This is a genomic window from Mycobacterium sp. NTMscope_MAC_12, assembly GCF_976985675.1.
Genome location: NZ_CDRJYY010000001.1, coordinates 579,608 through 602,900, shown reverse-complemented (window position 1 = coordinate 602,900; position 23,293 = coordinate 579,608). Strand labels below are relative to the sequence as shown.

Here is a 23,293-nt window from a genome sequence, read left to right as displayed (position 1 = left end):
GGGCGGTGCGCATCGACCGGCTCGGCGATCTCGGCGCCGCACCCCAGGTGCTGCGCGCCGTCGGTGACGCCACGACCCGGTTGGGTCTGCCGCCGCCGGCGGCGCTGACCGGCGAGTGGTTTGGTGCCCTGGCGGTGATCGCGCCGAGCGTGTCGGTGGGGCCGGTGGGTGTCGACGACGTGTTCGCCGTCGAAGTCTCGCGGACGCCGGAGCCGCGCGCGGTGGGCGGCGGGTGGATCGGTTACCTGTCGTATCCCGACCCCGGCGCCGACGCGCATCCGAACCGCATCCCCGAGGCCGCGGGCGGCTGGACGGACTGCGTGCTGCGCCGCGACCGCGACGGGCACTGGTGGTATGAAAGCCTGTCCGGCGCGCCGATGCCGGGTTGGCTCGCCACCGCGCTGGCCGCGCCGGCGGCACCGGCGCGGCAGTGCCGGATCGACTGGGGCGTCGCCGACCGGTCCGCGCACCGCGACGGGGTGCTCGCCTGCCTGGAGGCCATCCGCGCCGGCGAGGTCTACCAGGCGTGCGTGTGCACCCAATTCACCGGCACCGTCACCGGTTCTTCGCTCGACTTCTTCATCGACGGCGTCGCACGCACGTCTCCGGCCCGGGCGGCCTACGTCGCGGCCCCCTGGGGCGCGGTGGCGTCGCTGTCGCCGGAGCTTTTCCTGCGGCGGCGCGGGACGGCCGTCACCTCCAGCCCCATCAAGGGCACCTTGCCGCTGGACGCCTGGCCGTCGGCGCTGCGCGCGTCGGCCAAAGAGGTGGCCGAAAACATCATGATCGTCGACCTGGTCCGCAACGATCTCGGCCGCGTGGCGATCGTCGGTTCGGTGACCGTACCCGAGCTGTTGGTGGTGCGCCGCGCACCGGGCGTGTGGCACCTGGTGTCCACGGTGGCGGCCCAGGTTCCGGTCGAGTTGCCGACGTCGGCGCTGCTGGACGCCACCTTTCCGCCGGCGTCGGTCACCGGGACACCCAAACACCGTGCCCGCCAACTGCTCTCACAGTGGGAGCCGCACCGTCGCGGAATCTATTGCGGCACAATCGGGTTGGCTTCACCGGTCGCCGGCTGCGAACTCAACGTCGCGATCCGCACCGTCGAATTCGATGCCGCGGGCGGGGCGGTGCTGGGTGTCGGCGGCGGGATCACCGCCGATTCCGACCCCGACGCCGAGTGGGCCGAATGCCTGCACAAGGCGTCGCCCATCGTCGGGCTGCCATCGATCGCGGCCGCCGCCCCGGCGGGCTTGTCCTGATGGCGGCGGCCCGCCGCTAATCCTGATGGCCGCGGCGAGACTGCAGGACCGCGTCGTAAAGCTGACGGGACCGCACCCCGGGATGCGCGGCCGCCACCTCACCGCAGGCGTCCTTGACCCGGGCACCGCCCGCGACCATCTCCTCGACCTCGGCGACCAGCGACGGCAGGTCGGCGCGCGGCGTCGCACCGGCCAGCACGACGGTGATCTCGCCGAGCACACCGTCGGCCGCCCACGCCGCCAGTTCGTCGAGCGATCCGCGCACCACTTCCTCGTGCACCTTGGTCAGTTCCCGGCACACCGCGGCCCGGCGTGCGCCGCCGAGCCGTTCGACCGCGTCCTGCAGACAACCGGACAACCGGCGCGGTGACTCGAAGAACACGCAGGTGCGGCGCTCGTCGGCCAGCGAATCCAGCCAGGTTCGCCGCGCCGCCTTCTTACGCGGCGCGAACCCCTCGAAGCAGAACTTCTCCGCCGGTAGGCCGGATAGGGCCAGCGCGGTCGTCACCGCCGAGGGCCCCGGTAAGCAGTGCACCGGCAGGCCGGCCTCCACGCACGCCGTCACCAGCCGGAACCCGGGGTCGTTGATGACGGGCATCCCGGCGTCGCTGACCACCAGCACGGTCGCGCCCGCGGTGATCGCTTCGAGCAGCGACTCCACCCGCGTCGCCTCGATCCGGTCGAACATGCTGATCACCCGGCCGGTGATCGTCACCTCGAGGGCGTGGGCCAACGTCCGGACCCTGCGGGTGTCCTCGGCGGCCACCACGTCGGCTCTGGCCAGCGCGTCCAGGAGGCGGGGCGAGGCGTCCGAGGGCTGGCCCAAGGGGGTCGCGCCCAGCAACAGGCGGCCGGTGGTCATGGTCGACAGCCTACGATCGACACCGATGACTGCCCCGCCCCGCGAATCCCCCTTGACCATCGAGGGCGCCGAGAAGCAGCGCGTGGTCCCCGTCGTCAGCCCGGGCCCGCGGGTTCCGGTGGCCGATTTCGGGCCGACCGATCACGTCCGCGGCTGGGTGGCGACCGGCGTGATCACCGTGGCGGCCGCGGTGACCCGCTTCCTGAACCTGGGCTCGCCCACCGATGCCGGCACGCCGGTCTTCGACGAAAAGCATTACGCCCCGCAGGCCTGGCAGGCGCTGCACAACCACGGGGTGGAGGACAATCCGGGGTTCGGTCTGGTGGTCCACCCGCCGGTGGGCAAGCAGCTCATCGCGATCGGTGAGGCGATCTTCGGCTACAGCGGCATCGGCTGGCGGTTCACTGGCGCGTTGCTCGGCGTGGTCATGGTGGCGCTGGTGATGCGGATCGTCCGACGGATCAGCCGGTCGACGCTGATCGGCGCGATCGCCGGCGTGCTGGTCATCTGCGACGGCGTCAGCTTCGTCGCCTCGCGGACCGCGCTGCTCGACGGCATCCTCACGTTCTTCGTGGTCGCCGCGTTCGGCGCGTTGATCGTCGACCGCGACCAGGTGCGGCAACGAATGCACGTCGCGCTGGTGCAGGGCCGCATCGCCGACACGGCATGGGGCCCGCGGCTGGGTGTGCGGTGGTGGCGCTTCGGCGCCGGGATCCTGCTCGGATTGGCTTGCGGCACAAAGTGGTCGGGCCTGTACTTCGTGGTGTTTTTCGGCGCGATGTCGCTGGCGTTCGACGTGGCCGCGCGGCGCCAGTACCAGGTGGACCGGCCCTGGCTGGGGACCCTGCGGCGCGACCTCATCCCCACCGGCTACGCGCTGGGCCTCATCCCGGTGTTGGTGTACCTGGCCAGCTACGCGCCGTGGTTCGCCTCCGAGACCGCCATCGATCGGCACGAGGTGGGCCAGACGATCGGCCCGCATTCGCTGATCCCGCTGCCCGACGCGATCCGATCGCTGTGGCATTACTCCGCCAAGGCTTTCCAATTCCACCAGAGCTTGACGAATTCGGCCGGCAACTACCACCCGTGGGAGTCGAAACCGTGGAGCTGGCCGATGTCGTTGCGGCCGGTGCTCTACGCGATCGACGAGCAGAACGTGCCCGGGTGCGGCGCCCAGTCCTGCGTCAAGGCCGAGATGCTGGTGGGCACGCCCGCGATGTGGTGGCTGGCGGTACCGGTGTTGATCTTCGCGCTGTGGCGGATGCTGGTGCGCCGCGATTGGCGTTACGCCGCTGTGCTGGTTGGCTATTGCGCGGGGTGGCTGCCGTGGTTCGCCGACATCGATCGGCAGATGTACTTCTTCTACGCGGCGACCATGGCGCCGTTCCTGGTGATGGCCATCGCGCTGATTTGCGGCGACATCCTCTACACCCCGGGAGCCCCCGCCCGGGGCCCCGGCGTCAACTCGGAACGACGCTCGCTGGGGCTGATCGCCGTCTGCGCCTATGTGGCCTTGGTGGTGACGAACTTCGCCTGGCTGTTCCCGGTGCTCACCGGTATGCCGATTTCGCAACAGACGTGGAACATGGAGATCTGGCTGCCCAGCTGGCGCTGATACCTTTGCCCCGAGACTGCAACCAGCGACGGGGTCACTCGGGAAATGCGTTGCCAGTTACAGTTTCGCGGCGTTATGAAATTGCGTCGCGCGCGACGGGGCACGACATGCAGCGGGGGCCGCCGCGGCCGGTGCCCAATTCGGATCCCGCGATGGTCAGCACTTCGATGCCGGCGTCCTGCAGGCGAATGTTGGTCTGCGCGTTGCGTTCGTAGGCGACGACGACGCCGGGCGCCAGCGCCAGCGTGTTGTTGCCGTCGTCCCACTGCTCGCGCTCGGCGATGACGGGATCGAGCCCGGTGTCGATGACCCGCAGCTTGTCGATCTCCATCGCCTTGGCGGCGCCCTCCAGGAAGGGGACCTCGTCGCTGATGGCGACGCCGTCGGGGGTGCGCTGGATGGTGAACGCCGACAGCGTGTCGACGATGTTGGCGTACATCACCACCGTGTCGGTGTCGACCATCGTGCACACCGTGTCCAGATGCATCTGCGCGCGCCGCTGCGCGATCGGCACCGCGAGCACCGTGTGCGCGAGGTCGTCGTCAAACAGGCTGCGGGCCAACGCTTCCGCACCGGCGGGCGTGGTGCGCTCCCCCACCCCCACCGCGACCACACCGGGCGCAAGCAGCAGCACGTCGCCGCCCTCAACCGGTGCGGTGCGCGACTCGTAGGCGCGCCGCACCCCGGTGAACCGCGGGTGATGGGCATAGATGAGATCGGTCAACGACGCCTCACGGACCCGGGCCGGCAGCGCCAGTGTCGGGATCACCACCCGCGGGCCGATCCAGATCGACGAGTCGCGGGTGAACACCAGGTTGGGCAGCGGGCCGATGACGAAATCGCCCCCGTGGTGCATGCGCAGCACCAACGACACGTCGGTGCGGGTGTCCGCGGGCAACTCGTTGAACGTCATGCCGGCCATCAGGACCTGAGCCAGCCGGGCCGGCTCCAGTCCCCGCAGGTACGCCGAAAGCTCTTGCGCCAGAGGCACTCCGAGCCGACGCGCGTCCACGGCGGCCGCGACGCCCTGCATCCGCGCGGCCCCGCTGTGCGTCAGCGCCTCGGTGAGCAGCTCCGACAGCATCAGCACTTCGACCCCCCGGGAACGCAGCACCTCGACGAACTGGTCGTGCTCGTCCTGCGCGCGGGCCACCCACGGGAGGCCGTCGAAAAGCAGCTGGTCGACGTTGCGCGGATTGAGCCGGAGCAACTCGGCGCCCGGCCGGTGCACGATGACGGTGCGCAGCGCGCCGACCTCGGATTTGGTACCCAGCTCCACCACACCCACGCCTCAACCGTAGCGGCGGCGCGGGCCGGACGGGCCCCTCACACGCCCGTCGCGCGCCCCGGCGCCATCGAACGGATGTGCGATAAACTCGGTCGCGTGGAGGTTGCGGTTCAAGGCTCCCTGTTCCAGCACACCGAGCGCAGGCAGCTCGGCGACGGCGCGTTCATCGAGATCCGCGCCGGCTGGCTGACGGACGCGGACGACCTGCTCGACGCCCTGGTGTCGACCGTGCCGTGGCGCGAGGAACGCCGCCAGATGTACGACCGGGTGGTCGACGTGCCGCGACTGGTGAGCTTTCACGACCTGACCGTCGATGACCCGCCGCACCCGATGTTGGCCCGGCTGCGGCGGCGGCTCAACGACATCTACGCCGGCGAACTCGGTGAGCCGTTCACCACGGTGGGATTGTGCTGTTATCGCGACGGCTCCGACAGCGTGGCCTGGCATGGCGACACGATTGGCCGCAGCAGTTCCGAGGACACCATGGTGGCGATCGTCAGCCTCGGCGCCACCCGCGCGTTCGCGATGCGGCGCCGCGGCGGCGGCCCGTCGCTGCGGCTGCCGCAGGCGCACGGGGATCTGCTGGTGATGGGCGGGTCATGCCAACGCACCTGGGAGCACGCCGTGCCCAAGACGGCGGCAGCCGTCGGTCCTCGGGTGAGCATCCAATTTCGGCCGCGCGGCGTGCGCTGAAAACGTCCCCGCCGTCAGGTGCGCACCGCCGCGACAGCTTTGACGAGCAGGTCGCGGGCGCGTTGGGTGTCGACCGGGGCGACGGGCTGATCGGGAATCACCAGCGGGTTGGCGATGACGATCACCTGGTAGTCGCCGAATGAGGCCGAATAGTCGTACAGCTCGCCGGTGCGTGGACCCCCGGGTGTCAGCGCCTGCATGACGCGATGCACGCCCAGCGTGCGGGTGCTGTCGATCTGCGGCGCCTCGACCACCTGGACGCCGCCGCGCATCTGCGGGCCGGCGAAGGTCACCTTGGCGCAGTCCTTTCCGGGATCGTTGACGGGCAAGGCTTTTGAGGTCTCCAGCGCGATCACCACGAACCGGTTGCCGTGGCCCTCGGCGGTGACCGCGGACATGTTGCCCTGCAGGTCCGCCGGCATGTCCGGCCCCGCCGCCACTTTCGCGCAGTTCGCGGGATCGAATGTCAACCCGTCGGGCAGCTTCCGGCCGGCCAGCAGCTTGGGATCGATTCCCCGTTCGCTGATGTCGCTGACCTTGAAATCGGGCCCGAAGCTGGACTTCACGTCGACGACCTTGCTGATGTCGACCTTCGCCGCGTGGGTGGCCGATGAGCAGCCGGCCAGGACGCCGACGGCCGCGACCGCGAGCAACATCTTGGACATCGTGGCCAATCTACCCAAGCGGGGAGTTCAGCTGCGCAACGTGGACACGGTTTTGGCGAGCAGATCCGCGGCGAATTGCGGTGGCAGTACCGGAAGCGCTGAACCTGGGTCGGTGGTCAGCGTGGTGAACGCGTAGAAGTTGCCCAGATACGCGGTGAATGTGAAGACGCGAGAATCTATTTCGGTGCCCGACTCGACCGATGACTTGACATCGGCGACCATGCCGACGGTTGGGACGCCCTCGATGGACGGCGCGTCGGTGAGGTGGACATGCACCACGGTGTTCCCGGCGGTCTCCGACCATTGGGCACACGCGGTGACCAGGTCCTCCGGAAAATCCACCGGCCCCGGCAAAGCCACCACCACCGCGTTGACGATGCCGCCGCTCCCCGAGCCCGACACGCCCTGCGCCGATTGGTCGCGCCCGTTCCCGGGGTCGGCCAGCGCCCCACATTTGGCAGGCTTGGAGTGTAGGCCGTCGCCGAGGCTCCAGAGCACCCTCGGCGAGGCGCCGCTGGGGATTCCGGTGCTCACCTCGTAACCGGGCGGCAGGTCGCGAACGATCCGTTTGATGTTGGCGGGGTTGACGGCGGCGGCGTTGCTCGGCGGCGATTTCGCCGGAACGGCCGGCGGTTTGGGCGCGGGTTGATGAGCGCACCCGGCGACCGCCAACGTGAACGCGGTAGTCACCACCGGGCCAATCCCGAACGCCCGCATGAGGAGTTGATAGCACACGACACCGCCATGGCGTCTCCCCCACGCCAGTGCCGGGCCGTTCGATAACTTCCGTGATTCGGAAGCCACCTCATGGTCCGGAGACCGACCGCGGATAGAGCACTACGCGTGCGCCGGTCTCAGCCGACCGCCTCGATCACCTGCCGGGCCACGCGCTTGATCTGCTCGGCCTCGTCCTGGCTGAACGGCAGGTGACGCGGGTGCGGCACGTCGATCACGGTGGTGACCACGCCGATGTCTTCGCGCTGCCAGACGGCGCCGTAGCGGTCCATGATCGCGCGCATCGGACCATTATCGGAAAGCATTCGCGCGGAAAACCTTTCGATGCCGTCAACATCGGCGGCGATCGACAGTGCGCTGATCAAATAGGTGCCGATGCCGCGACCCTGATAGGCATCGGCGACGGTGAAGGCGATCTCGGCGACCGTCGGGTCGTTTTCGTCGCGCACGAAGCGCGCGTCGGCCACCGGGTCGCTGCCGTCGGTGACCACCCACACGAAGTGATCGACGTAGTCGACCTCCGACAGGTAGTGCATCAGCGCCGGGGTGGGAAGACGCGGGGTCATGAAGCGCCGATACAGCGTGTCGCCGGAGAAGTAGATGTGTCCGTGCACGGTGCGCTCGCTGTCGCCGGGGAGCACCGGGCGCAGCAACAGGAGCGTGCCGTCACGAACTCGGATCGGGATCGGCGTGATAAACGCGGCGAGCCGCTGGCGCACGGTGCGCAGCAGTCGGGGCGTGATGCCCGGGATGTGCACCATGCTGGCGAAGGACCTGGTGTCACCGACCCAGCCGGTCAGCGGTTCGGCGGCGGTCACCGTCGCGGTGCGGGGGATGTCGCGCAGCAGGGCGATCTCGCCGACGATCATGCCCGGGGACGCATGCTCGACGATCACCACGCCGTCGTCGCCGACGTGTTTGATCTCGGCGGTGCCCGAGGAGATCAGCAGGAACGAGACGGCTTGCTCCCCCTGCCGCATCAGCACCTCGCCGGCCGCGGCGCGCAGGGGCTGTAGGCGGCCCGCCAGCGGCGCAAGGTCTCCGGCGGGACATCCCTTGAAGATGTCCATCGTCGCCAGTTCGTCCACCCGGGCGCCGGTCAGTCCGGCCACCGCTACGGACCGCCGCCCGCAGCATCGCGACACCGCTCTGCGCGTCGCGATGGTGCCATGACCTGTCCCGCCTGCTTGCCGTCGTCTGGTGCGCCAGGCCCGAGACTCCTGGACACGCTCGGATGTTGCCAGGTTATGAGCAGGTTGCGGCCGCGGCAAGGATCCGCGGCGTGTTCATGATCGAACTAAAGCGCCGGTTAGGCGTCCAAGATCAGCCCGACGGCGGCGGCGAGGTCGTCGACCACGATGTCGGCGTCGGGAGACGTCTCGCCGCCGCAGCGAAGCAGGATGGTCGCCGTTCCCGCCGCCCTGCCCGCCCTCATGTCCATGTCGCTGTCGCCGATCATCACCGACGCGGTCAGGTCGATGGCGTGCTCGGCCGCGGCGCGTAACAGCATGCCGGTGCCGGGCTTGCGGCAGTCGCAACTGTTCGCCGCGTGCGGGCAATGGTAGGCGGCATCGATCCGGGCGCCTTGATCCGCGAGCAGTTCTTGCAAGCGCTGCTGCACATCGGCGAAATGCGTTGGATCGGAGGCGGGTTCGGAGAGCCACCGCTGGTTGGTCACCAGCACGGTCCGCAGCCCCGCGGCGTTCAGCGCGGCCAGCGCCGTGGCCGCCCCCGGCAACAGCACCAACTCGGCCGGTGATCGGATGTACTCGCCCTCGGCGGCCTTGACGTTGATGGTGCCGTCCCGGTCCAAGAAGACGGTGCGCACGTTGCGCAGGTCGGGTGCGGCCATCGTCGATGTCAGGAGGGTCCGGGAAACAGTGCCGCTTCGACCATTTCGCAAATCGAGTGGCCCAGGTGCAGGCAAGCCTCCTGAATCCGCGCGGTGTCCTCGCTGGGAACCCGGATGCACAATTCGGCGACGTCGGCGACTTTGCCGCCGCTTGCGCCGGTGAGGGTGACGGTCGTCATCCCCGCCTGGCGGGCGACCTCGAGCGCGCGAACGACGTTGGGAGAGTTGCCCGACGTGGTCAGCCCGACGACGACGTCCCCGGGGCGCCCGGTGGCGAGGACCTGGCGGGCGAACACCTCGTCGTAGGAGTAGTCGTTGCCGATCGCCGTGATCGCGGCGGTGGCATCGGGCAGGCTGATCGCGGCCAGGCCCGGGCGGTCAAAGGCAAAGCGGCCCATGAGTTCTGCCGCCAGGTGCCCGGCGTCTTGCGCGGATCCTCCGTTGCCGAAGAAGATCACCTTTCCCCCGGCGCGCAGCGAGCCGATGATCGCTCGCGCGACCTCGACGGTCTGCGCGGCGACATCGCCCTGCTGCATCTGCTGCTTGACCGCGATGGTCTCGGCCAAGCGCTGCTGCACCAGCTGCACGCTCGGCGCGACGAGGTCCGACCCGGTCATGCCAGCCATGTGGTCAAACCCTTGCTCTCGAAGGCGAATTCGGTGATGCCGGCCCCGGCGCCCTCGAGCGCTTCGATGAGACGGTGCTTTTTGGCGAAGTCACAGAACAGCAGGATGTATCCCCCGCCGCCGGCCCCGGTGAGCTTGCCGCCCAGCGCACCGTTTTTCAGGGCCAGCTCGTAGAGATCGTCGATGCGCTCGTTGGTGATGTAGGGCGACATGCGTTTCTTGTGGCTCCACGCCTCGCCGAGCAGAGCACCGAAATCGTTCAGCTTGCCCGTCAGCAGCGCCGCCTTCATCGCGACCGCCAAATCCTTCTGGGCCCGCAGCCCCGCCAGGGTGTCGTCCGAACCCGTTGTGGCGCGCCGGGTTTGGTCCTCGATCACCCGCGCGGAGTCCCGCGTGATGCCCGTGTAGCACAGCAGCAGGCTGAGCTCGAGTTCGAAGGCCGTCTCGTCGCGGATCCGCAGCGGATTGACGATCACCCGGTCGGTGAACTCGATGAAGTTGAACCCACCGAAGGTCGCGGCGTACATGTCCTGCATCCCGCCCGCGATGCCCAGGTCGTCGCGTTCGATGGCGCACGCCAGCTGGGCCGTCTCGTATTCGCCCATGGGCACCCGGTAGTGCTCGGCGAGCAGGCCGGTGAGTGCCACCATCATCGTCGACGACGAGCCCAGCCCGGAGCCCGGCGGGGCGCTGGAACGCAGTACCAGGTCGTAGCCGTCCGTGCCGTCACGGCCGAATCTGCGCACCGCGGCCTTGATCAGATCGAGGCTGCCGTCGTAGAGAATTTCGCTGTCGAGCGTCATTTCGTGCGTGGTCTTGAAGTCCACCGACTCGATGCTGACCCGGCGATCGGTGCGCGGGGCGAGCGATCCCTGGGCGTAGCGGTCGATGGTTGCCGACAGCACGCAACCGCCTTCGGTCGTCGGAAACGGCGGCACGTCGGTGCCGCCGCCGGCGAACGAGATCCGCAGCGGCGCGCGTGCGCGGATTCGTGGACGTGTCATGGGGATTCTCTGTCGAGCGGATCGCTCAGCTGCGAGACCACGCGTGCCACGTGCCAACCCCATCGTTCTGCGTCCGGAAGCGCCGCCAGACTAACAGGCTGACCAGCACGATTATCGGGTTTTCGCCCGACTGCCCCGGCCCGGTTCAGGCGATCTGCTGACTGGGTTGCAGCACGAAATCGACGACGACGGCGGCCATGTCGTCGATCGCACTGCGCGCGATGACCTCATAGCCGTGAGTGCTCAGCGTGGGTAGGCACAGCAGGCCGGCGCGCGCGGCCTGCCCGGTGGCCTTGGCGTGCGACGCGTCGGATTCGAATGCGCCCAGCGCGGCCGGCTGTGGGGACATGCCGTGGTCGGTGGCGATTTTCAGCAGCCGGTCGGCGACCTCCTTGTCGTAAATGCACAACGCATCGCTGTAGCCGATGATCGGGCCGCCGGTGACGGTGGTGTTGTATTCGACTTCGGTGGGGCCGACTTCCAGGGCGAGCGTGAGGTGGCCGGGCAGGGTGGCGCTGGCGTAGGTGCCCCCCACCCCGCCGATCTCCTCGCTGGTGGTGAAGACCAGGTAGACGTCGTCGGCGGGGCGTTGGTCGCGCTCGCGCAACAGGCGGGCGGCGTTCAGCAGCGCGGTCACCGCGGCGCGGTCGTCCAGGAAGTAGGCGCCGACGTAGTCTCCGATCTCGACCACGGATCGCTTGCTGCGGTCAACGCACACGCGGGTGCCGGCGTGCACTCCCGCCTCGGCCAACTCCTCGGTGCTGCGGCCGGTGAACACGTACACGTGATGCCAGTCCAGCGCGCGGTCGCCCTTGTCGGGCTTGGTCTCCCAGATCCGCGAGCTTTCCTGCGTGGTGTGCTCGGAGCCGAGAGCCAGTACGGCGGTGAGGGTTTCGTTGTCGCCGAGCACCGCGACCGGGCCGAGTCCGAAGTTGCCCGGGTACATCGTGCCCAGCTGCGTCAAATGCAGTGTGCCGTCGGATTCCACGCGCTTGACGATCATCGACAGCTCGTCCATGTGCGCCATCACCCGGGTCGCGGTGCCCGGGATGGCCTCGGTCCGCTGGCGGTGGTCGGGAGCCCCGGCGTCGCCGGCCGACGCGCTGGCGGCGATGTATCCGATCAGGTTTCCGGCGTCGTCGGTCCACATGTCGTCGACGAGGGGTTGCAGCTCGCGGGCGATGACCGCGCGCACCTCGTCCTCCTGACCGCACGGCCCGTAGGTCCACAGGAGTTCTTGAAGCAACTCGTCGGTTGAGTCGCGGTCGGGGTGCGCCATGAGATCCTCTCCGTCATTGGGTTCAGAGGATCAGTACCCGCGATAGCCGGCGGCTATCGCGGGTGATGCGAAACCGCCGTCAGGCGAGCGCCGATGCCGAGTTCTTCGGCGAACACGTTGCATCCGCCCGTGTTCACCGCTATTTGCCGTCAGGCCTTCCCTGCGTCACCCCATCGGGCGATTACCTGACCGGCGAAGTCAAGCAACTCCTCAAGGGTGGGGAACATGGCGAAAGCATCCACGACCGCCTCGTCAGCACCCGACTTGGCGAGGCCTTCGAGCCTGTCGGCGACAGCGTCAACGGACGTGCCCGGTTCGAGGTTGATCCGCATGGCCGTCTTCAACGCGTCCGGGTCGCGGCCGGCGTCCTGCGCCGCACCGCGCGCAATCGACCACAGGTGGTCGGTGACCTCGTCCTGCAGCCCCTCGACCCCGAGCCAGCCGGTGCCGCTGCGGCCGACCCGGCGCATCGCGGCCTCGCTGGCACCGCCGATCCAGATGGGCGGACCGCCGGCCTGGACCGGGCGCAGGTCGGCATGGACCGGCGGTAGCGAGAAAAACTCGCTGTCCCAGGACACCGGGGTGGTCGTCCACCACTCGTGCAGAAACGCCAGCAGGTCATCGAGCATCCGCCCACGCCGGCGCCAGTCCGCGCCGCGGGCGATGTCGTGTTCGTCCTTCATCCACCCGACTCCCACGCCAACGTCAACGCGGCCGTCGCTGAGCACGTCGAGCGTGGTCAGCAGTCGAGCCAGGTGCACCGGCTCGTAGTAGAACGTGCTGAGCGTGCTGGAGTTCAGCCGCACCCGACTGGTCGCCGCCGCGGCCACCGTCCACAGCAACACCGGATCGAGGTACCGGGTCATCTGCGGCGGGTACGGCTGCTCTTTGCCCGGATAGGTGCTGTGCATATCAACCGGCGTGAGCAGGCGATCGCCGACCCACAGCGTGTCGTAGCCGAGGTCCTCGAGTCCGCGGCAGAACGCGCTCAGACCAGCGGCGCCGCTCACGGCGGACCCGACTATGGGAAGTGCGAAACCTAGCTTCATCGCGAATCCTTTCGATGATCCATCAACCATTATTTTGGGCGCACGGCGCCCCGGTCCGTTCACGGCTTGGACCGGGCGGTGCGGCTCAGGCGGTAACGGCGGCGCCGAGGGCGAAGTCGAAATTCCCTACCCCGTGGCGGGCGAGGCCCATCACGACCAGGCCCGTTCCTTCCAGCCAATGCGCCATGTGCAACTCGCCGACGTCCAGCGGGCGCAGCCCGAGGCTCCCGACGAACTCCGCAACGCCCGCCTTGGCGCGCGCGTCGTCGCCGGCGATGAAGACGTCGAGCGGCCGGCCCTGGGTCAGGACGACACCGAAGATGGTGTTGAACGCCTTCACCACGCTGGCGCTGGCCGGGGCGGCCTTGGCAACTTCCTGCGCGATCGAGGTGTCATCGGGGATGGCCAGCCCGTCCGCCGCGGCGTTGAAGGGGTTACTGATGTCGACGATGACCTTGCCCGCGAGGGCTTCTCCGTACTGGGCGACGACCGGAACGACATTGGCGTACAACAGGGCCACGATGACGATGTCGCCGGCCGGGACGGCGCCGAACTCTCCCGTCGTGGCTCCGCCGCCGAGGGCCTTGGCCAGGTCAGCGGCCTTGGACTTGTCGCGGCCGGTGATCTCGACGGTGTTGCCGCCTGCTAATGCCAGCGCGCCGATGGCGCGGGCCATGTTCCCGGTGCCGATGATGCTGATGCTGCTCATAAGGTGTCCATCCTGATTATCGAAGAAAAGGTTGATGTGTCTACCTTAACTAGTTTTGGTGATGCGTCAACCAATTGGGGTAGCATTGGGGCTGATGGAACCGAATTGGCTGGACCCTCGTGAAGACCGCGCCTGGCGGGCCTTTCAGCACGCGCATCATCAGCTCGACGTGCACCTGAACCGGGGTCTGCAGGAATTGGGCCTGTCGGGGGCCGACTACCAGATCCTGGCGGTGCTCTCGGAGCACGAACGGGACCGCATGCCTGCCCGCGCCCTGTGCAACGCACTGGGCTGGGAGAAAAGCCGTGTCTCCCACCAGGTGCGACGCATGGAGAAGGGCGGGCTGATCTGCCGCGAGCCGAACCCCGACGACGCCCGGAGCACCATGGTCTGCCTGCTGCCGGCCGGCCGCGCCGCGATCGAGAAGGCGGCACCCAAGCACGTCGAGGACGTCCGCCGGAACTTCATCGGATTGCTGACGCCGGCTGAGCTCGACATGCTCGCCGCCCTCAACGAACGAGTCCTGCACCACCTGGCCACAGACGGCGGCTCCCCCGCGGAAGACGAGCCCTCATAGGTGAGATGCAGCGTTACGGGTGGGCGGTTACCGAGTCCGGCGGCCGCTGCGCGCCGGGCATCGCTCGGTGAATGCGAATAAACCGGGAAATGCGCCCCGATCTGCTCAAACTTTGTGGAGCTAAGGGGAATCGAACCCCTGACCTACTCGATGCGAACGAGTCGCGCTACCAACTGCGCCATAGCCCCTGACCGCTAGCAGGCTACCAGCCGCGGCACCCACGGCCGAAACGCCAGCGCTATTCGCCGACAGCGCGCGGCAAGTCCCGGGGCCAACCGTAGGTCCGCATCGCCATCGCGTAGTCCAGGTGCTCGAAGACCGGGTCCTCGTCGTCGATCTCCAGCACCACCGCGCCCGGGCGGCGCAGGCGGGAGGGGACCACGTCGTAGTCGCGGTCGTAGGCGTTCTCGACGCCGAGGCGCGCCCGCGCCATCCGCTGCATCCGGCGGCGGCGCACCTTCTCCTCGATGCGCGTCTGGCGCCGCAGATAACCCAGGTACAGCAGGGTGATGCCGATCGCGCTGCCGCACACCCACCAGGCGCTCGGCGAGATCTTGAACGCCGCGGTGGCCGAGCCGACCAGGACGAACGCCATCGCCATCAAGACCTTCTTGCGGAAGGCGTACTTGCGGGCACTGACCGCGGCGGCGGTCTTGGCGTCGAAGCGGCGCCGCCGCGCGGCGTTGCGCGGGATCGGCGCCGGCGCCTCCTCGTCGGCGTCGTCGCTGTCGGCGGCAGGTTCCAATCCGGAGGAGTCCTCGACGTACTCGTAGCGGTCGTCGTCGTGCTTGGCGACAGCCTCGGTGTCGGCGTCGTCATCCTCGGCGGCCTCGGCGGGTTCTTCATCGGAGTCCTCGCCCGCGGAAGCGCTGGCCCCCACCGGAAGTGCCGCCGAATCCTCGACGACATCGACGTCGAGGTAGTCGGGCTCGTCCGCCTCGGCGGGCTCGGTCATGGCCATCTTCATCACCACCGGGCGCCGGCGGCTCAGCTCGTCGGTGTCGGCGTCGTCGTCCGGTTCCCGGTCGCGGTCTTCGTTCTCGGAGAGGTCGTGCTCGTCGTCGAGGTCGGTGTCGGCCGAGTCTTCCGGCGGCTGCCAGTCGGGGTCGCTGCGGTGGCCGGCGGCCGGACCGCTGCGCTTGACCAGCCGGGAGTTGGCCCCGCCGTTGAGGACTCGGGTCGCCAGCGCCACGTCGCTGGTGCGGCGCACCGCGTCTCGTTTGCTGACCAGCATCGGCACCAAGACGAACAGCCACAGCACCACGAGCGATATCCACAACAACGACTGCGGGATGCTTGGCATGACGACCTGCTCTCTTTGGTTCTCGTCCCCCGCGAAGCCCATCGGTGGCCACCGCGGCCGGGTCATGACGACCAGGACAATTACACACCTGTAATTTGCCTCTCACAAGCACCATGAGTCACTCGTGTCGCGCTAGTCCCAAACTGGTAAGGATTGCATCTCCCCCGGCGCGCCACCGCGGCGCCTATTTAATCGGCGGCGGTCATACCCAGCTCGCGTTACCGGCGCGGACCAGCGCCGATGCCACCGACCCGGTGACCTCTTCGACGGTGATGGCCATCAGCAGGTGATCGCGCCACGCCTTGTCGACTTCGAGGTAGCGCTGCAACACGCCCTCCTGGCGAAACCCCACCTTCGCCAGCACGGCCCGGCTCGCGGCATTTTCCGGGCGCACGGTCGCCTCCACCCGGTGCAACATCACCGGTCCGAAGCAGTGATCGAGGCCGAGGGCCAAGGCCGCGGTCGCCACTCCGCCGCCGGTGGCCGACCGCGGCACCCAGTAGCCGATCCATGCCGAGCGCAGCGCGCCGTGCGTGACGTTGCCGACGGTCAGCTGGCCGCAGAACCGGCCGTCGAGCTCGATGACGTAGGGCAGCATCCGGCCCTGGCGTGCCTCCGCCCGCAGGCCGGAACACAGCGCCGGCCACGCGGCCACGGCATGCCGGGCCGTCCAGTCGCCCTCGGCGCTGGGCTCCCACGGTTCCAGGTGCGCACGATCGGCCAGCCGGATCCGGCTCCACTGTGCGCCGTCGCGCAGCCGCACCGCTCGCAGCCGGACCACGCCGGCCGGAACCCGCAGCGGCCCAACGCTCATGGGCCAGCCCGGATGACGAGAAGTGGAGCGCAACAGGTTCACCGTGGACGCAGTCGTTCCGCTCAGCCGCGCTGGGCCAGGAAAGCGACGTCGACGATCTCGCCGGTGCGAATCTGCTCGGCGCCGGTGGGCACCACCACCAGACAGTTGGCTTCGGCGAGGGTGGCCAGCAGGTGCGACGCGCCCGGGGCTCCGCCGAGTGCCTGCACCAGATATTCCCCGCTCTCCTGGTCGCGCATCAGCTGGCCGCGCAGGTAACCCTTGCGCCCGGCCACCGACGTGATCGGCGACAGTGTGCGAGCCTGCACGATGCGGCGCATCGGCTGGCGCTTGCCCAGCGACAGCCGGATCAGCGGGCGGACCATCACCTCGAAGACCACCAACGCGCTCACCGGGTTGGCCGGCAACAAAAACGTCGGAACGCCCTCGCGGCCCAGCTGCCCGAAGCCCTGAACGGAGCCGGGATGCATCGCGACCCGGACGACCTCGAGCTCGCCGAGCTCGGAGAGCACCGAGCGCACCGCTTCGGCCGCGGCGCCCCCGACCGCGCCGGCGACGACGATGACCTCGGCGCGATTGATCTGGCCCTCGACGATGTCGCGGAGCTCCCTGGGGCCGCCGCCGACGATGCCGACGCGGTTGACCTCGGCGCCGGCATCGCGGGCCGCCGCCGCCAGCGCATAGGAGTTGACGTCGTAGACCTGCCCGTTTCCCGGGGTGCGCGAGATGTCGACCAGTTCGCCGCCCAGCGCCATGATCGTGACCCGCGGCCGCGGATGGACCAGCACGCGTTCGCGACCGACCGCGGCGAGCAGCCCGACCTGGGCAGCGCCGATGACCGTTCCGGCGCGCACCGCGACGTCACCGGGTTGGACGTCGTCGCCGGCGCGCCGCACATAGGCACCCGACGGCGCTCCCCGGTAGATCCGCACGCGCGACGTTCCGCCGTCGGTCCACCGCATCGGCAGGACCGCGTCGGACAGCGTGGGCAGCGGGGCTCCGGTTTGCACGCGGACGGCCTGGCGTGGCTGCAAGCGGCTGGGCGTGCGCGAACCGGCCTCGACGGTTCCCATCACCGGCAGCACCAACCCGTCGCGCGCGTCGTTCTCGGGTGAGTCGTCGAGCGGCTCGGGGAGACTGTCGTTGCCGACCTCGCCGACGCCGAGGACGTCGACGCTGCGCACCGCATAGCCGTCGATCGCGGCCTGATCGAAACCGGGCATCGGGCGTTCGGTCACCACCTCCTCGGCGCACATCAGTCCCTGCGCCTCGGCGATCGCCACACGTATGGGCCGCGGGGCCACCGCGGCAGCCGTGATCCGGGCCTGCTGCTCTTCCACAGAACGCACAGCGCGCCTCTCTGCCCTCAATGCCTGACAGGCGGCGGCCCGCCGGCCGGGTTACCGCCGGGCTACTGCTCGGCCAGGCCCAATCGCGCCACCAACCATTGCCGCAATTCCGGGCCGTAGTCGTCACGATCCAATGCAAAGTCAACCGCAGCCTTGAGGTAGCCGCCAGGATTTCCCAAGTCGTGTCGAGATCCGCGGTGCACGACCACATGCACCGGGTGGCCCTCCGAGATCAGCAGCGCGATCCCGTCGGTGAGTTGCACTTCGCCGCCGGCCCCGCGCTCGGTGCGGCGCAGCGCGTCAAAGATGGCGCGGTCGAGCACGTATCGGCCCGCCGCGGCGAACAGCGACGGCGCGTCCTCGGCCTTCGGCTTCTCGACCATGCTCTTGACCCGGAGCACGTCGGGGTTGTCGTCGTCGGGCACGGGCTCGACGTCGAAAACCCCGTAGGCGCTGATCTCTTCGGGGGTGACCTCGATGGCGCACAACACGGTGCCGCCGTGGTGGGCCCGCACCTTCGACATCGTCCCCAGCACGCCAGTCGGCAGGACCAGGTCGTCGGGCAGCAGCACCGCGATCGCGTCCTCGTCGTCGGACAGCCGCGATTCCACGCACCCGATCGCGTGGCCCAGCCCCAGCGGTTCGCTCTGCACAACGGACTCGACCTTGATCAGTCGCGAGGCGCGGCGGACCTTGTCGAGCATCGCGGTTTTGCCGCGCTCCTCCAGCGTGCTTTCCAGCACCAGGTCTTCGACGAAATGCGCGACGACACCGTCCTTGCCCTCGGAGGTGATGATCACCAGGCGTTCGGCGCCGGCTTCGGCCGCCTCGGCGGCGACCAGCTCTATGCCCGGGGTATCGACGACCGGCAGCAGTTCCTTGGGGACCGTTTTGGTCGCCGGCAAGAAGCGGGTACCGAGACCGGCGGCGGGCACAACAGCCGTGCGTGGCACCACCACGTTTGGGCATGACATCGTTCACACGATAACCCGCATCCTCTTTGCCGAGTCGATGTGGCGCGGGCAAAGTCCTGGCTGTCATGGTTGTCGCATGGCAACCACGGGCAAGGCCGCGTTGCGCGAACAGCTACTCGCGGCCCGGCGCCGCGTTGCCGACGACGTTAGGGCCGCCGAGGCGGACTTGCTGCGGCAGAGGCTGGAAGCCTCGGAAAGCATTGTGAGCGGCGACAGCACGGTCTGTGCCTACGTGCCTGTGGGCACCGAGCCGGGGTCGATCGAGCTGCTGGACATGTTGCTGCGGCGCGCCGGGCGGGTGCTGCTGCCGGTCGCGCGTACCACCGCCGACAACACGCCCTTGCCGTTGTCCTGGGGTGAATACCGGCCCGGCACCCTGACCACCGGACGGTGGGGATTGCTCGAGCCGCCGCAGCCGTGGCTGCCGGCATCGGCCCTGGCGGAGGCCGCCCTGGTGCTGGTGCCGGCGCTGGCCGTCGACCGCGGCGGGGTGCGGTTGGGCCGGGGCCGGGGCTTCTACGACCGCTCGCTGGGCGGCCGCGACCCCCGGGCGCCGCTGGTCGCGCTCGTCCGCGACGCGGAACTTCTCGACGAGATCCCGGCCGGTCCGCACGACGTCCCCATGACCCATGCGCTCACTCCGCAGCGAGGACTGATCGCCCTCGATTCGCGCTGACACGTCGGGAATGAGACATGTCACGTGGCGGTTCTAGCACTTGAGACGCTAGAGTGCTAGCCAGGTTTGCAATCATCCGGAGGTTTTCGTGCCGACTTACAGCTATCAGTGCACCGAGTGCGACGATCGCTTCGACATCGTGCAGGCCTTCACCGACGATGCGCTGACCACGTGCAAACGCTGCTCCGGTCGGCTGCGCAAGCGCTTCAACTCCGTCGGAGTGGTGTTCAAGGGCAGCGGGTTCTACCGCACCGACAGCCGCGAGTCCGGCAAGAAGTCGGCGGCCTCCACCAATGGCTCGTCGTCGAGCGACTCGGGATCGAGCTCGGGTTCCAGCGACAAGTCCAGTTCCAGTGACAAGTCCAGCTCGAGCGAGAAGTCGAGCAGCACCTCCACAGCGTCCACCGCCGCCGCCACCAGCTGAGGTTATCCACACGGGCGTTGCTGACCGGCGACCCGCGCGCCGCGTTGCGCCTACCGTTGCGGCGTGGGCGAATCATCGCTGAACCCAAGCGTATTGAGCCGGCTGTCGCTGTGGTTGCGACCGGACTGGACGCGCACCGTGCTGGCGCGCCGTGTCGCGGCGGGCGTGCTGGTCGTGCTGGCCGGAATCGCGACTCTGCGTTCCAATCCCGCCGGTGACTACGCGCAGGTGGTGGTCGCCGATCACGACCTGCGGCCCGGCGCCGCGTTGACCGCCACCGACGTTCGACTCGAAAAGCGTTTGGCTGCAACGGTTCCCGACGGGGCACGCGCCGACGTGGGCGCGGTGGTGGGTTCGACGCTGGCCGGCCCGGCCAGGCGCGGCGAGGTGCTCACCGACGTCCGGCTACTGGGCAGCCGGCTGGCCGATGCCGCGCTCGGGGCGAAGGCGGGACCGGGGGCCCGCATCGTGCCGCTGCATCTGTCGGACGGTGCCTTGATCGACCTGGTCCGGGTCGGGGACGTCGTCGATGTGCTGGCCGCACCGGCGGCGACGGGCGGGCCGGAAACCGCCCACGCCGCCCCCAAGGTGGTGGCCACCGACGCCGTCGTTGTCCTCGTGTCGGCCAAGGAAAAACTCCAGGCCGCCGATGGCGACCGCGTGGTGTTGGTTGCGTTGCCGGCCCGTGTGGCCAACACGGTGGCGGGCTCGGCGCTGGGTCAATCGGTCACGCTCACCCTGCACTGAGCGCGTCGCCCCACCCTCGCATCCGTATTCGCTGGATCAGGCGGCCGTCTGGAGGCTGGCACAGTATTTGCACTTGCGCGCGGCCTCCGGGATGTCGGACTTGCACTCCGCGCATGCCTTGGTGGCCGGCTCCTCCCCGAACACGGTGACGCCGCGGCGGGCCTGGATGTGCTTGTACGGCACCACGATCATGAAGTACACGGCCGTCATGAAGACGACGAAGTAGATGATCGCCGAGATGAACGATCCGATGTCGAGGAAGGTCGCCTTGTTGCCCGCATCGCCGAGCTGCCAACCCAATCCGAGTTTCGTACCGGGCTGCACGGCGGCGACCAGCGGGTTGATCACGCTGTCGGTGAAGGCCTTGACGAGGTTGGAGAAGGCCAAGGCTACGACCAGACCGATGGCCACGGTGATCACGTCACCGCGCATCACGAAACTCTTGAATCCCTTTATCATGCGCACACCTCCCGTAGCGCCAACAATCAGGGCAGCGCGCTGCCGCCCGGAGAAAACGCTATGCCAGGTTGTGCGCTATCACACATTTCCCGAACGATTAGTCACCAAAGGTTGACCGCGTCGTGATGTCTTTACCTGGGAGCCGCTGCTCAACGGTGGTGTGGGGGCACGTTCTCCCGCAACCACTGCTCGTGCTCGTACGCGTCGGAATCGAGCCCGTCCGTTGACTCCTGGGTTCGTGAAACCAATTCGGCCTCGACACCGGAAGGTCTTGTCACCGCCGAACCCCAGGACCGCGAATCAGATCTCGAGGCTCGACAGCTGCCCAATGATCTGGGCCGCCAACGGATTCAGCGTCGCCATTCCGTCGCGCACCGCATAGCGGGAGCCGGCCAGGTTGACCACCAACGTACTGCCGGAGACCCCGGCCAGACCGCGGGACAAACCGGCATCGATGATGCCCGCGGACAGCCCCGAGCCGCGGATGGCCTCTGCGATACCAAGGATTTCGCGATCCAGGATCTCGCGGGTGGCCTCCGGGGTGACGTCGCGAGGGGTGACACCCGTCCCGCCGACCGAGACGACCAGGTCCACCCCGCCGATCACGGCGGTGTTCAGGGCATTGCGGATCTCGACCTCGTCGGCGGAGACCGCGACCACGCCGTCGACGACGAAACCCGCCTCGGTCAGCAGCTCGGTGACCAACGGGCCGCTATGGTCCTCGTCACCGTGCGCGGTGCGATCGTCGACCACCACGACCAGAGCCCGGCCAACTACCAACTCCGCCCCCGTTTCCATGGGTGCAACCGTATATCCGAGGTCCGACAGCCCGGTCGCCGAGGGTTCGTCCACTCTCACTACTGGTCCGCCTTCCCGAGAGTCACCGGCAAAGTCCGGCTGCCGCCGCCGGCGGGGTCGGAGAACGTCAGCGAGATCTTGTCGCCGGGCGCCCTGGACCGCACCGCGGCCACCAGCGCGTCGGCGCTGTTGATCGGGCGGTCGTCGACCTTGGTGACGACCACGTTCTTCGGCACTCCCGCGGCCGCGGCCGCGCCGCCCGCGACGACGTCGACGACTTTGGCGCCCGGGGTGCCCTTGTCGCTGGTCACCTGGACGCCGAGCGAGGCGTGCGACGCCTTGCCCGTGGCGATCAGCTCGTCGGCGATGCGCTTGGCCTGATCGACCGGTATCGCGAAGCCCAGGCCGATCGAGCCGCTCTGGGCGTCCGGCGACTCACCGCCCAGCGTGGCGATGGCCGAGTTGACGCCGACCAGCTGGCCGCTCATGTTGACCAACGCGCCGCCGGAGTTACCGGGGTTGATCGCGGCATCGGTCTGGATCGCGTCCAGCACGGTGTTCTGGTTGCCCGACTCACCGGTCGTGGACACCGGCCGGTTCAGCGCGCTGACGATCCCGGTGGTCACCGTGCCCGACAGGCCCAGCGGCGACCCGATCGCCACCACCGGCTGACCGACGTGTAGGTCCGACGAGGAGCCCAGCGAGATGGGCGTGAGCCCGGACATGCCCTGCACGCGAATCACGGCGATGTCGCTGGTGGGGTCGGTGCCGACCACCGTGAACGGGGCGGTGCGACCGTCAGAGAAGGTCACCGTGGTTTTCGGCGTCGGGCCGCCGGGCCCACCGGGAGGCAGCGGGGCCCCGGGAGGCCCCGCGGGAGCCTTGGGCGGTCCCGCCGCGGCGGCGACCACGTGGTTGTTGGTCAGAATCAGCCCGTCGGTCGACAGGACGATGCCGGAGCCTTCTTCGGACTGTCTCCCGATGTCGGTCTCGAGCATCACGACGCTGGGCACGACCTTGGTGGCCACCTGTTCGACGCTGCCCGGTGGCATGTTCGCGGCCGGGACGCTGGGCGCCGCACCCACGATGCGCCCGCCGCCGTTGCCCGACGCGTGGTCGCCAAGCTCGATGGCCGTTGCCGCCGCGCCGCCGATACCGGCCGACACCACCGCGATGGCCAACGCCCCGACCGTCAAAAGCCCTGCGCGAGAACGCTTTCGCGGTTCCGGCGCGGCCGGCATTCCGGGCAGCATGCCGGGAATCTGGCCCGTGCCGGGGATCCGGCCGGGGCCGGTGTTGCCATACGGGTCATAGGGCGGACGGAACTGGGTCGTCTGCGACGGGTGCGACCGATAACGCCAGTCAAACTGCTGGTTGTACGGCTGCTGTTGCCCCTGGGCATAGCCTGAGGACCCCGCATGGCTCGGGACGGACGCAGTCTGATTCGGCGCGGGAGGGTATCCCGGCTGCTGCGGCGGTGGCGAATACCTCGGGTCATTCGTCATGTCGCTAAGTCGCTCTTCCTCTATCTCA

At 68.9% G+C, this 23,293-nt stretch carries 25 protein-coding genes and 1 tRNA gene; 7 read left to right on the top strand and 19 right to left on the bottom strand.

Features of this window, described 5'->3' with window-relative positions:
• The first annotated feature begins 5 nt into the window (after positions 1-5).
• Positions 6-1,262 carry an aminodeoxychorismate synthase component I gene (locus AC0KS4_RS02975; RefSeq protein ID WP_238958244.1) on the top strand — a complete coding sequence of 419 codons (1,257 nt, stop codon included), beginning with the start codon at positions 6-8 and terminating at the stop codon, positions 1,260-1,262.
• A 16-nt stretch (positions 1,263-1,278) separates the two neighbouring features.
• Here the strand turns inward: AC0KS4_RS02975 and rsmI are convergent, their stop codons facing one another.
• Complete coding sequence (rsmI, locus tag AC0KS4_RS02970; RefSeq protein WP_225328027.1) at positions 1,279-2,124, bottom strand: 16S rRNA (cytidine(1402)-2'-O)-methyltransferase; 846 nt, start codon at positions 2,122-2,124, stop codon at positions 1,279-1,281.
• An 82-nt stretch (positions 2,125-2,206) separates the two neighbouring features.
• Between rsmI and AC0KS4_RS02965 the strand changes: the two genes are divergently transcribed.
• Positions 2,207-3,739, top strand: coding sequence for a dolichyl-phosphate-mannose--protein mannosyltransferase (locus tag AC0KS4_RS02965; RefSeq protein WP_225328069.1), 1,533 nt, complete (start codon positions 2,207-2,209; stop codon positions 3,737-3,739).
• 73 nt (positions 3,740-3,812) lie between these two features.
• Here AC0KS4_RS02965 and arcA read toward each other — a convergent pair whose 3' ends face one another.
• A complete protein-coding gene (arcA, locus tag AC0KS4_RS02960; RefSeq protein ID WP_225328026.1) occupies positions 3,813-5,027 on the bottom strand; it encodes an arginine deiminase in 1,215 nt (404 codons plus the stop codon).
• 96 nt (positions 5,028-5,123) lie between these two features.
• Here arcA and AC0KS4_RS02955 point away from each other — a divergent pair, with 96 nt between their 5' ends.
• Entirely contained in the window at positions 5,124-5,720 is a 597-nt protein-coding gene (locus AC0KS4_RS02955; RefSeq protein WP_225328025.1) for an alpha-ketoglutarate-dependent dioxygenase AlkB, read from the top strand.
• Positions 5,721-5,734: 14 nt separating this feature from the next.
• On the opposite strand, the gene AC0KS4_RS02950 is transcribed toward AC0KS4_RS02955, so the two are convergent.
• The 9 genes from AC0KS4_RS02950 to AC0KS4_RS02910 form a co-directional block, all read right to left on the bottom strand.
• Entirely contained in the window at positions 5,735-6,385 is a 651-nt protein-coding gene (locus tag AC0KS4_RS02950) for a DUF5642 family protein (protein WP_225328024.1), read from the bottom strand.
• Positions 6,386-6,412: 27 nt separating this feature from the next.
• Complete coding sequence (locus AC0KS4_RS02945) at positions 6,413-7,102, bottom strand: DUF5642 family protein (protein ID WP_225328023.1); 690 nt, start codon at positions 7,100-7,102, stop codon at positions 6,413-6,415.
• A gap of 137 nt (positions 7,103-7,239) precedes the next feature.
• Positions 7,240-8,190 (bottom strand): GNAT family N-acetyltransferase, encoded by a 951-nt coding sequence (locus AC0KS4_RS02940; protein WP_238958393.1) that lies wholly within the window; start codon positions 8,188-8,190, stop codon positions 7,240-7,242.
• 239 nt (positions 8,191-8,429) lie between these two features.
• A complete protein-coding gene (locus AC0KS4_RS02935; protein WP_238958245.1) occupies positions 8,430-8,972 on the bottom strand; it encodes a D-glycero-alpha-D-manno-heptose-1,7-bisphosphate 7-phosphatase in 543 nt (180 codons plus the stop codon).
• A gap of 8 nt (positions 8,973-8,980) precedes the next feature.
• Positions 8,981-9,598, bottom strand: coding sequence for a D-sedoheptulose-7-phosphate isomerase (locus AC0KS4_RS02930; RefSeq protein ID WP_238958246.1), 618 nt, complete (start codon positions 9,596-9,598; stop codon positions 8,981-8,983).
• Positions 9,586-10,602, bottom strand: a complete 1,017-nt coding sequence (locus AC0KS4_RS02925; protein ID WP_238958247.1) for a GHMP family kinase ATP-binding protein — start codon at positions 10,600-10,602, stop codon at positions 9,586-9,588. Before AC0KS4_RS02925 ends, AC0KS4_RS02930 begins: the two co-directional genes overlap by 13 nt.
• A 145-nt stretch (positions 10,603-10,747) precedes the next feature.
• Positions 10,748-11,881, bottom strand: coding sequence for a M42 family metallopeptidase (locus tag AC0KS4_RS02920; protein WP_238958248.1), 1,134 nt, complete (start codon positions 11,879-11,881; stop codon positions 10,748-10,750).
• A gap of 149 nt (positions 11,882-12,030) precedes the next feature.
• Complete coding sequence (locus AC0KS4_RS02915) at positions 12,031-12,930, bottom strand: TIGR03619 family F420-dependent LLM class oxidoreductase (protein WP_238958249.1); 900 nt, start codon at positions 12,928-12,930, stop codon at positions 12,031-12,033.
• A gap of 85 nt (positions 12,931-13,015) precedes the next feature.
• Positions 13,016-13,639: an NADPH-dependent F420 reductase gene (locus AC0KS4_RS02910; RefSeq protein ID WP_238958250.1), complete on the bottom strand. Its 624-nt coding sequence runs from the start codon at positions 13,637-13,639 to the stop codon at positions 13,016-13,018.
• Positions 13,640-13,733: 94 nt separating this feature from the next.
• Between AC0KS4_RS02910 and AC0KS4_RS02905 the strand changes: the two genes are divergently transcribed.
• Positions 13,734-14,216 (top strand): MarR family winged helix-turn-helix transcriptional regulator, encoded by a 483-nt coding sequence (locus AC0KS4_RS02905; RefSeq protein WP_225328017.1) that lies wholly within the window; start codon positions 13,734-13,736, stop codon positions 14,214-14,216.
• Positions 14,217-14,331: 115 nt separating this feature from the next.
• Here AC0KS4_RS02905 and AC0KS4_RS02900 read toward each other — a convergent pair.
• From AC0KS4_RS02900 to AC0KS4_RS02880, 5 genes are all read right to left on the bottom strand, one after another.
• Positions 14,332-14,404, bottom strand: a tRNA-Ala gene (locus AC0KS4_RS02900).
• Between the two features lie 50 nt (positions 14,405-14,454).
• Positions 14,455-15,519 carry a divisome protein SepX/GlpR gene (sepX, locus tag AC0KS4_RS02895; RefSeq protein ID WP_225328066.1) on the bottom strand — a complete coding sequence of 355 codons (1,065 nt, stop codon included), beginning with the start codon at positions 15,517-15,519 and terminating at the stop codon, positions 14,455-14,457.
• 202 nt (positions 15,520-15,721) lie between these two features.
• Positions 15,722-16,375 carry a GNAT family N-acetyltransferase gene (locus AC0KS4_RS02890; RefSeq protein ID WP_225328016.1) on the bottom strand — a complete coding sequence of 218 codons (654 nt, stop codon included), beginning with the start codon at positions 16,373-16,375 and terminating at the stop codon, positions 15,722-15,724.
• A 20-nt stretch (positions 16,376-16,395) separates the two neighbouring features.
• Positions 16,396-17,682 carry a molybdotransferase-like divisome protein Glp gene (glp, locus tag AC0KS4_RS02885; protein WP_225328015.1) on the bottom strand — a complete coding sequence of 429 codons (1,287 nt, stop codon included), beginning with the start codon at positions 17,680-17,682 and terminating at the stop codon, positions 16,396-16,398.
• A gap of 62 nt (positions 17,683-17,744) precedes the next feature.
• Positions 17,745-18,656, bottom strand: coding sequence for a UTP--glucose-1-phosphate uridylyltransferase (locus AC0KS4_RS02880; RefSeq protein ID WP_225328014.1), 912 nt, complete (start codon positions 18,654-18,656; stop codon positions 17,745-17,747).
• A gap of 76 nt (positions 18,657-18,732) precedes the next feature.
• On the opposite strand from AC0KS4_RS02880, the gene AC0KS4_RS02875 reads away from it, so the two are divergent.
• From AC0KS4_RS02875 to AC0KS4_RS02865, 3 genes are all read left to right on the top strand, one after another.
• Positions 18,733-19,332, top strand: a complete 600-nt coding sequence (locus tag AC0KS4_RS02875; RefSeq protein WP_238958251.1) for a 5-formyltetrahydrofolate cyclo-ligase — start codon at positions 18,733-18,735, stop codon at positions 19,330-19,332.
• A gap of 88 nt (positions 19,333-19,420) precedes the next feature.
• The gene (locus tag AC0KS4_RS02870) at positions 19,421-19,756 is read left to right on the top strand and encodes an FmdB family zinc ribbon protein (protein ID WP_238958252.1); all 336 of its coding nucleotides are present in this window, start codon (positions 19,421-19,423) and stop codon (positions 19,754-19,756) included.
• A gap of 63 nt (positions 19,757-19,819) precedes the next feature.
• Positions 19,820-20,503 carry an SAF domain-containing protein gene (locus tag AC0KS4_RS02865; protein WP_225328011.1) on the top strand — a complete coding sequence of 228 codons (684 nt, stop codon included), beginning with the start codon at positions 19,820-19,822 and terminating at the stop codon, positions 20,501-20,503.
• A gap of 36 nt (positions 20,504-20,539) precedes the next feature.
• On the opposite strand, the gene AC0KS4_RS02860 is transcribed toward AC0KS4_RS02865, so the two are convergent.
• The 3 genes from AC0KS4_RS02860 to AC0KS4_RS02850 form a co-directional block, all read right to left on the bottom strand.
• A complete protein-coding gene (locus tag AC0KS4_RS02860) occupies positions 20,540-20,962 on the bottom strand; it encodes a large conductance mechanosensitive channel protein MscL (RefSeq protein ID WP_225328010.1) in 423 nt (140 codons plus the stop codon).
• Positions 20,963-21,262: 300 nt separating this feature from the next.
• Positions 21,263-21,760 carry a MogA/MoaB family molybdenum cofactor biosynthesis protein gene (locus tag AC0KS4_RS02855; RefSeq protein ID WP_225328009.1) on the bottom strand — a complete coding sequence of 166 codons (498 nt, stop codon included), beginning with the start codon at positions 21,758-21,760 and terminating at the stop codon, positions 21,263-21,265.
• A gap of 59 nt (positions 21,761-21,819) precedes the next feature.
• Positions 21,820-23,265 carry a S1C family serine protease gene (locus AC0KS4_RS02850; RefSeq protein ID WP_225328008.1) on the bottom strand — a complete coding sequence of 482 codons (1,446 nt, stop codon included), beginning with the start codon at positions 23,263-23,265 and terminating at the stop codon, positions 21,820-21,822.
• Positions 23,266-23,293: the final 28 nt, after the last annotated feature.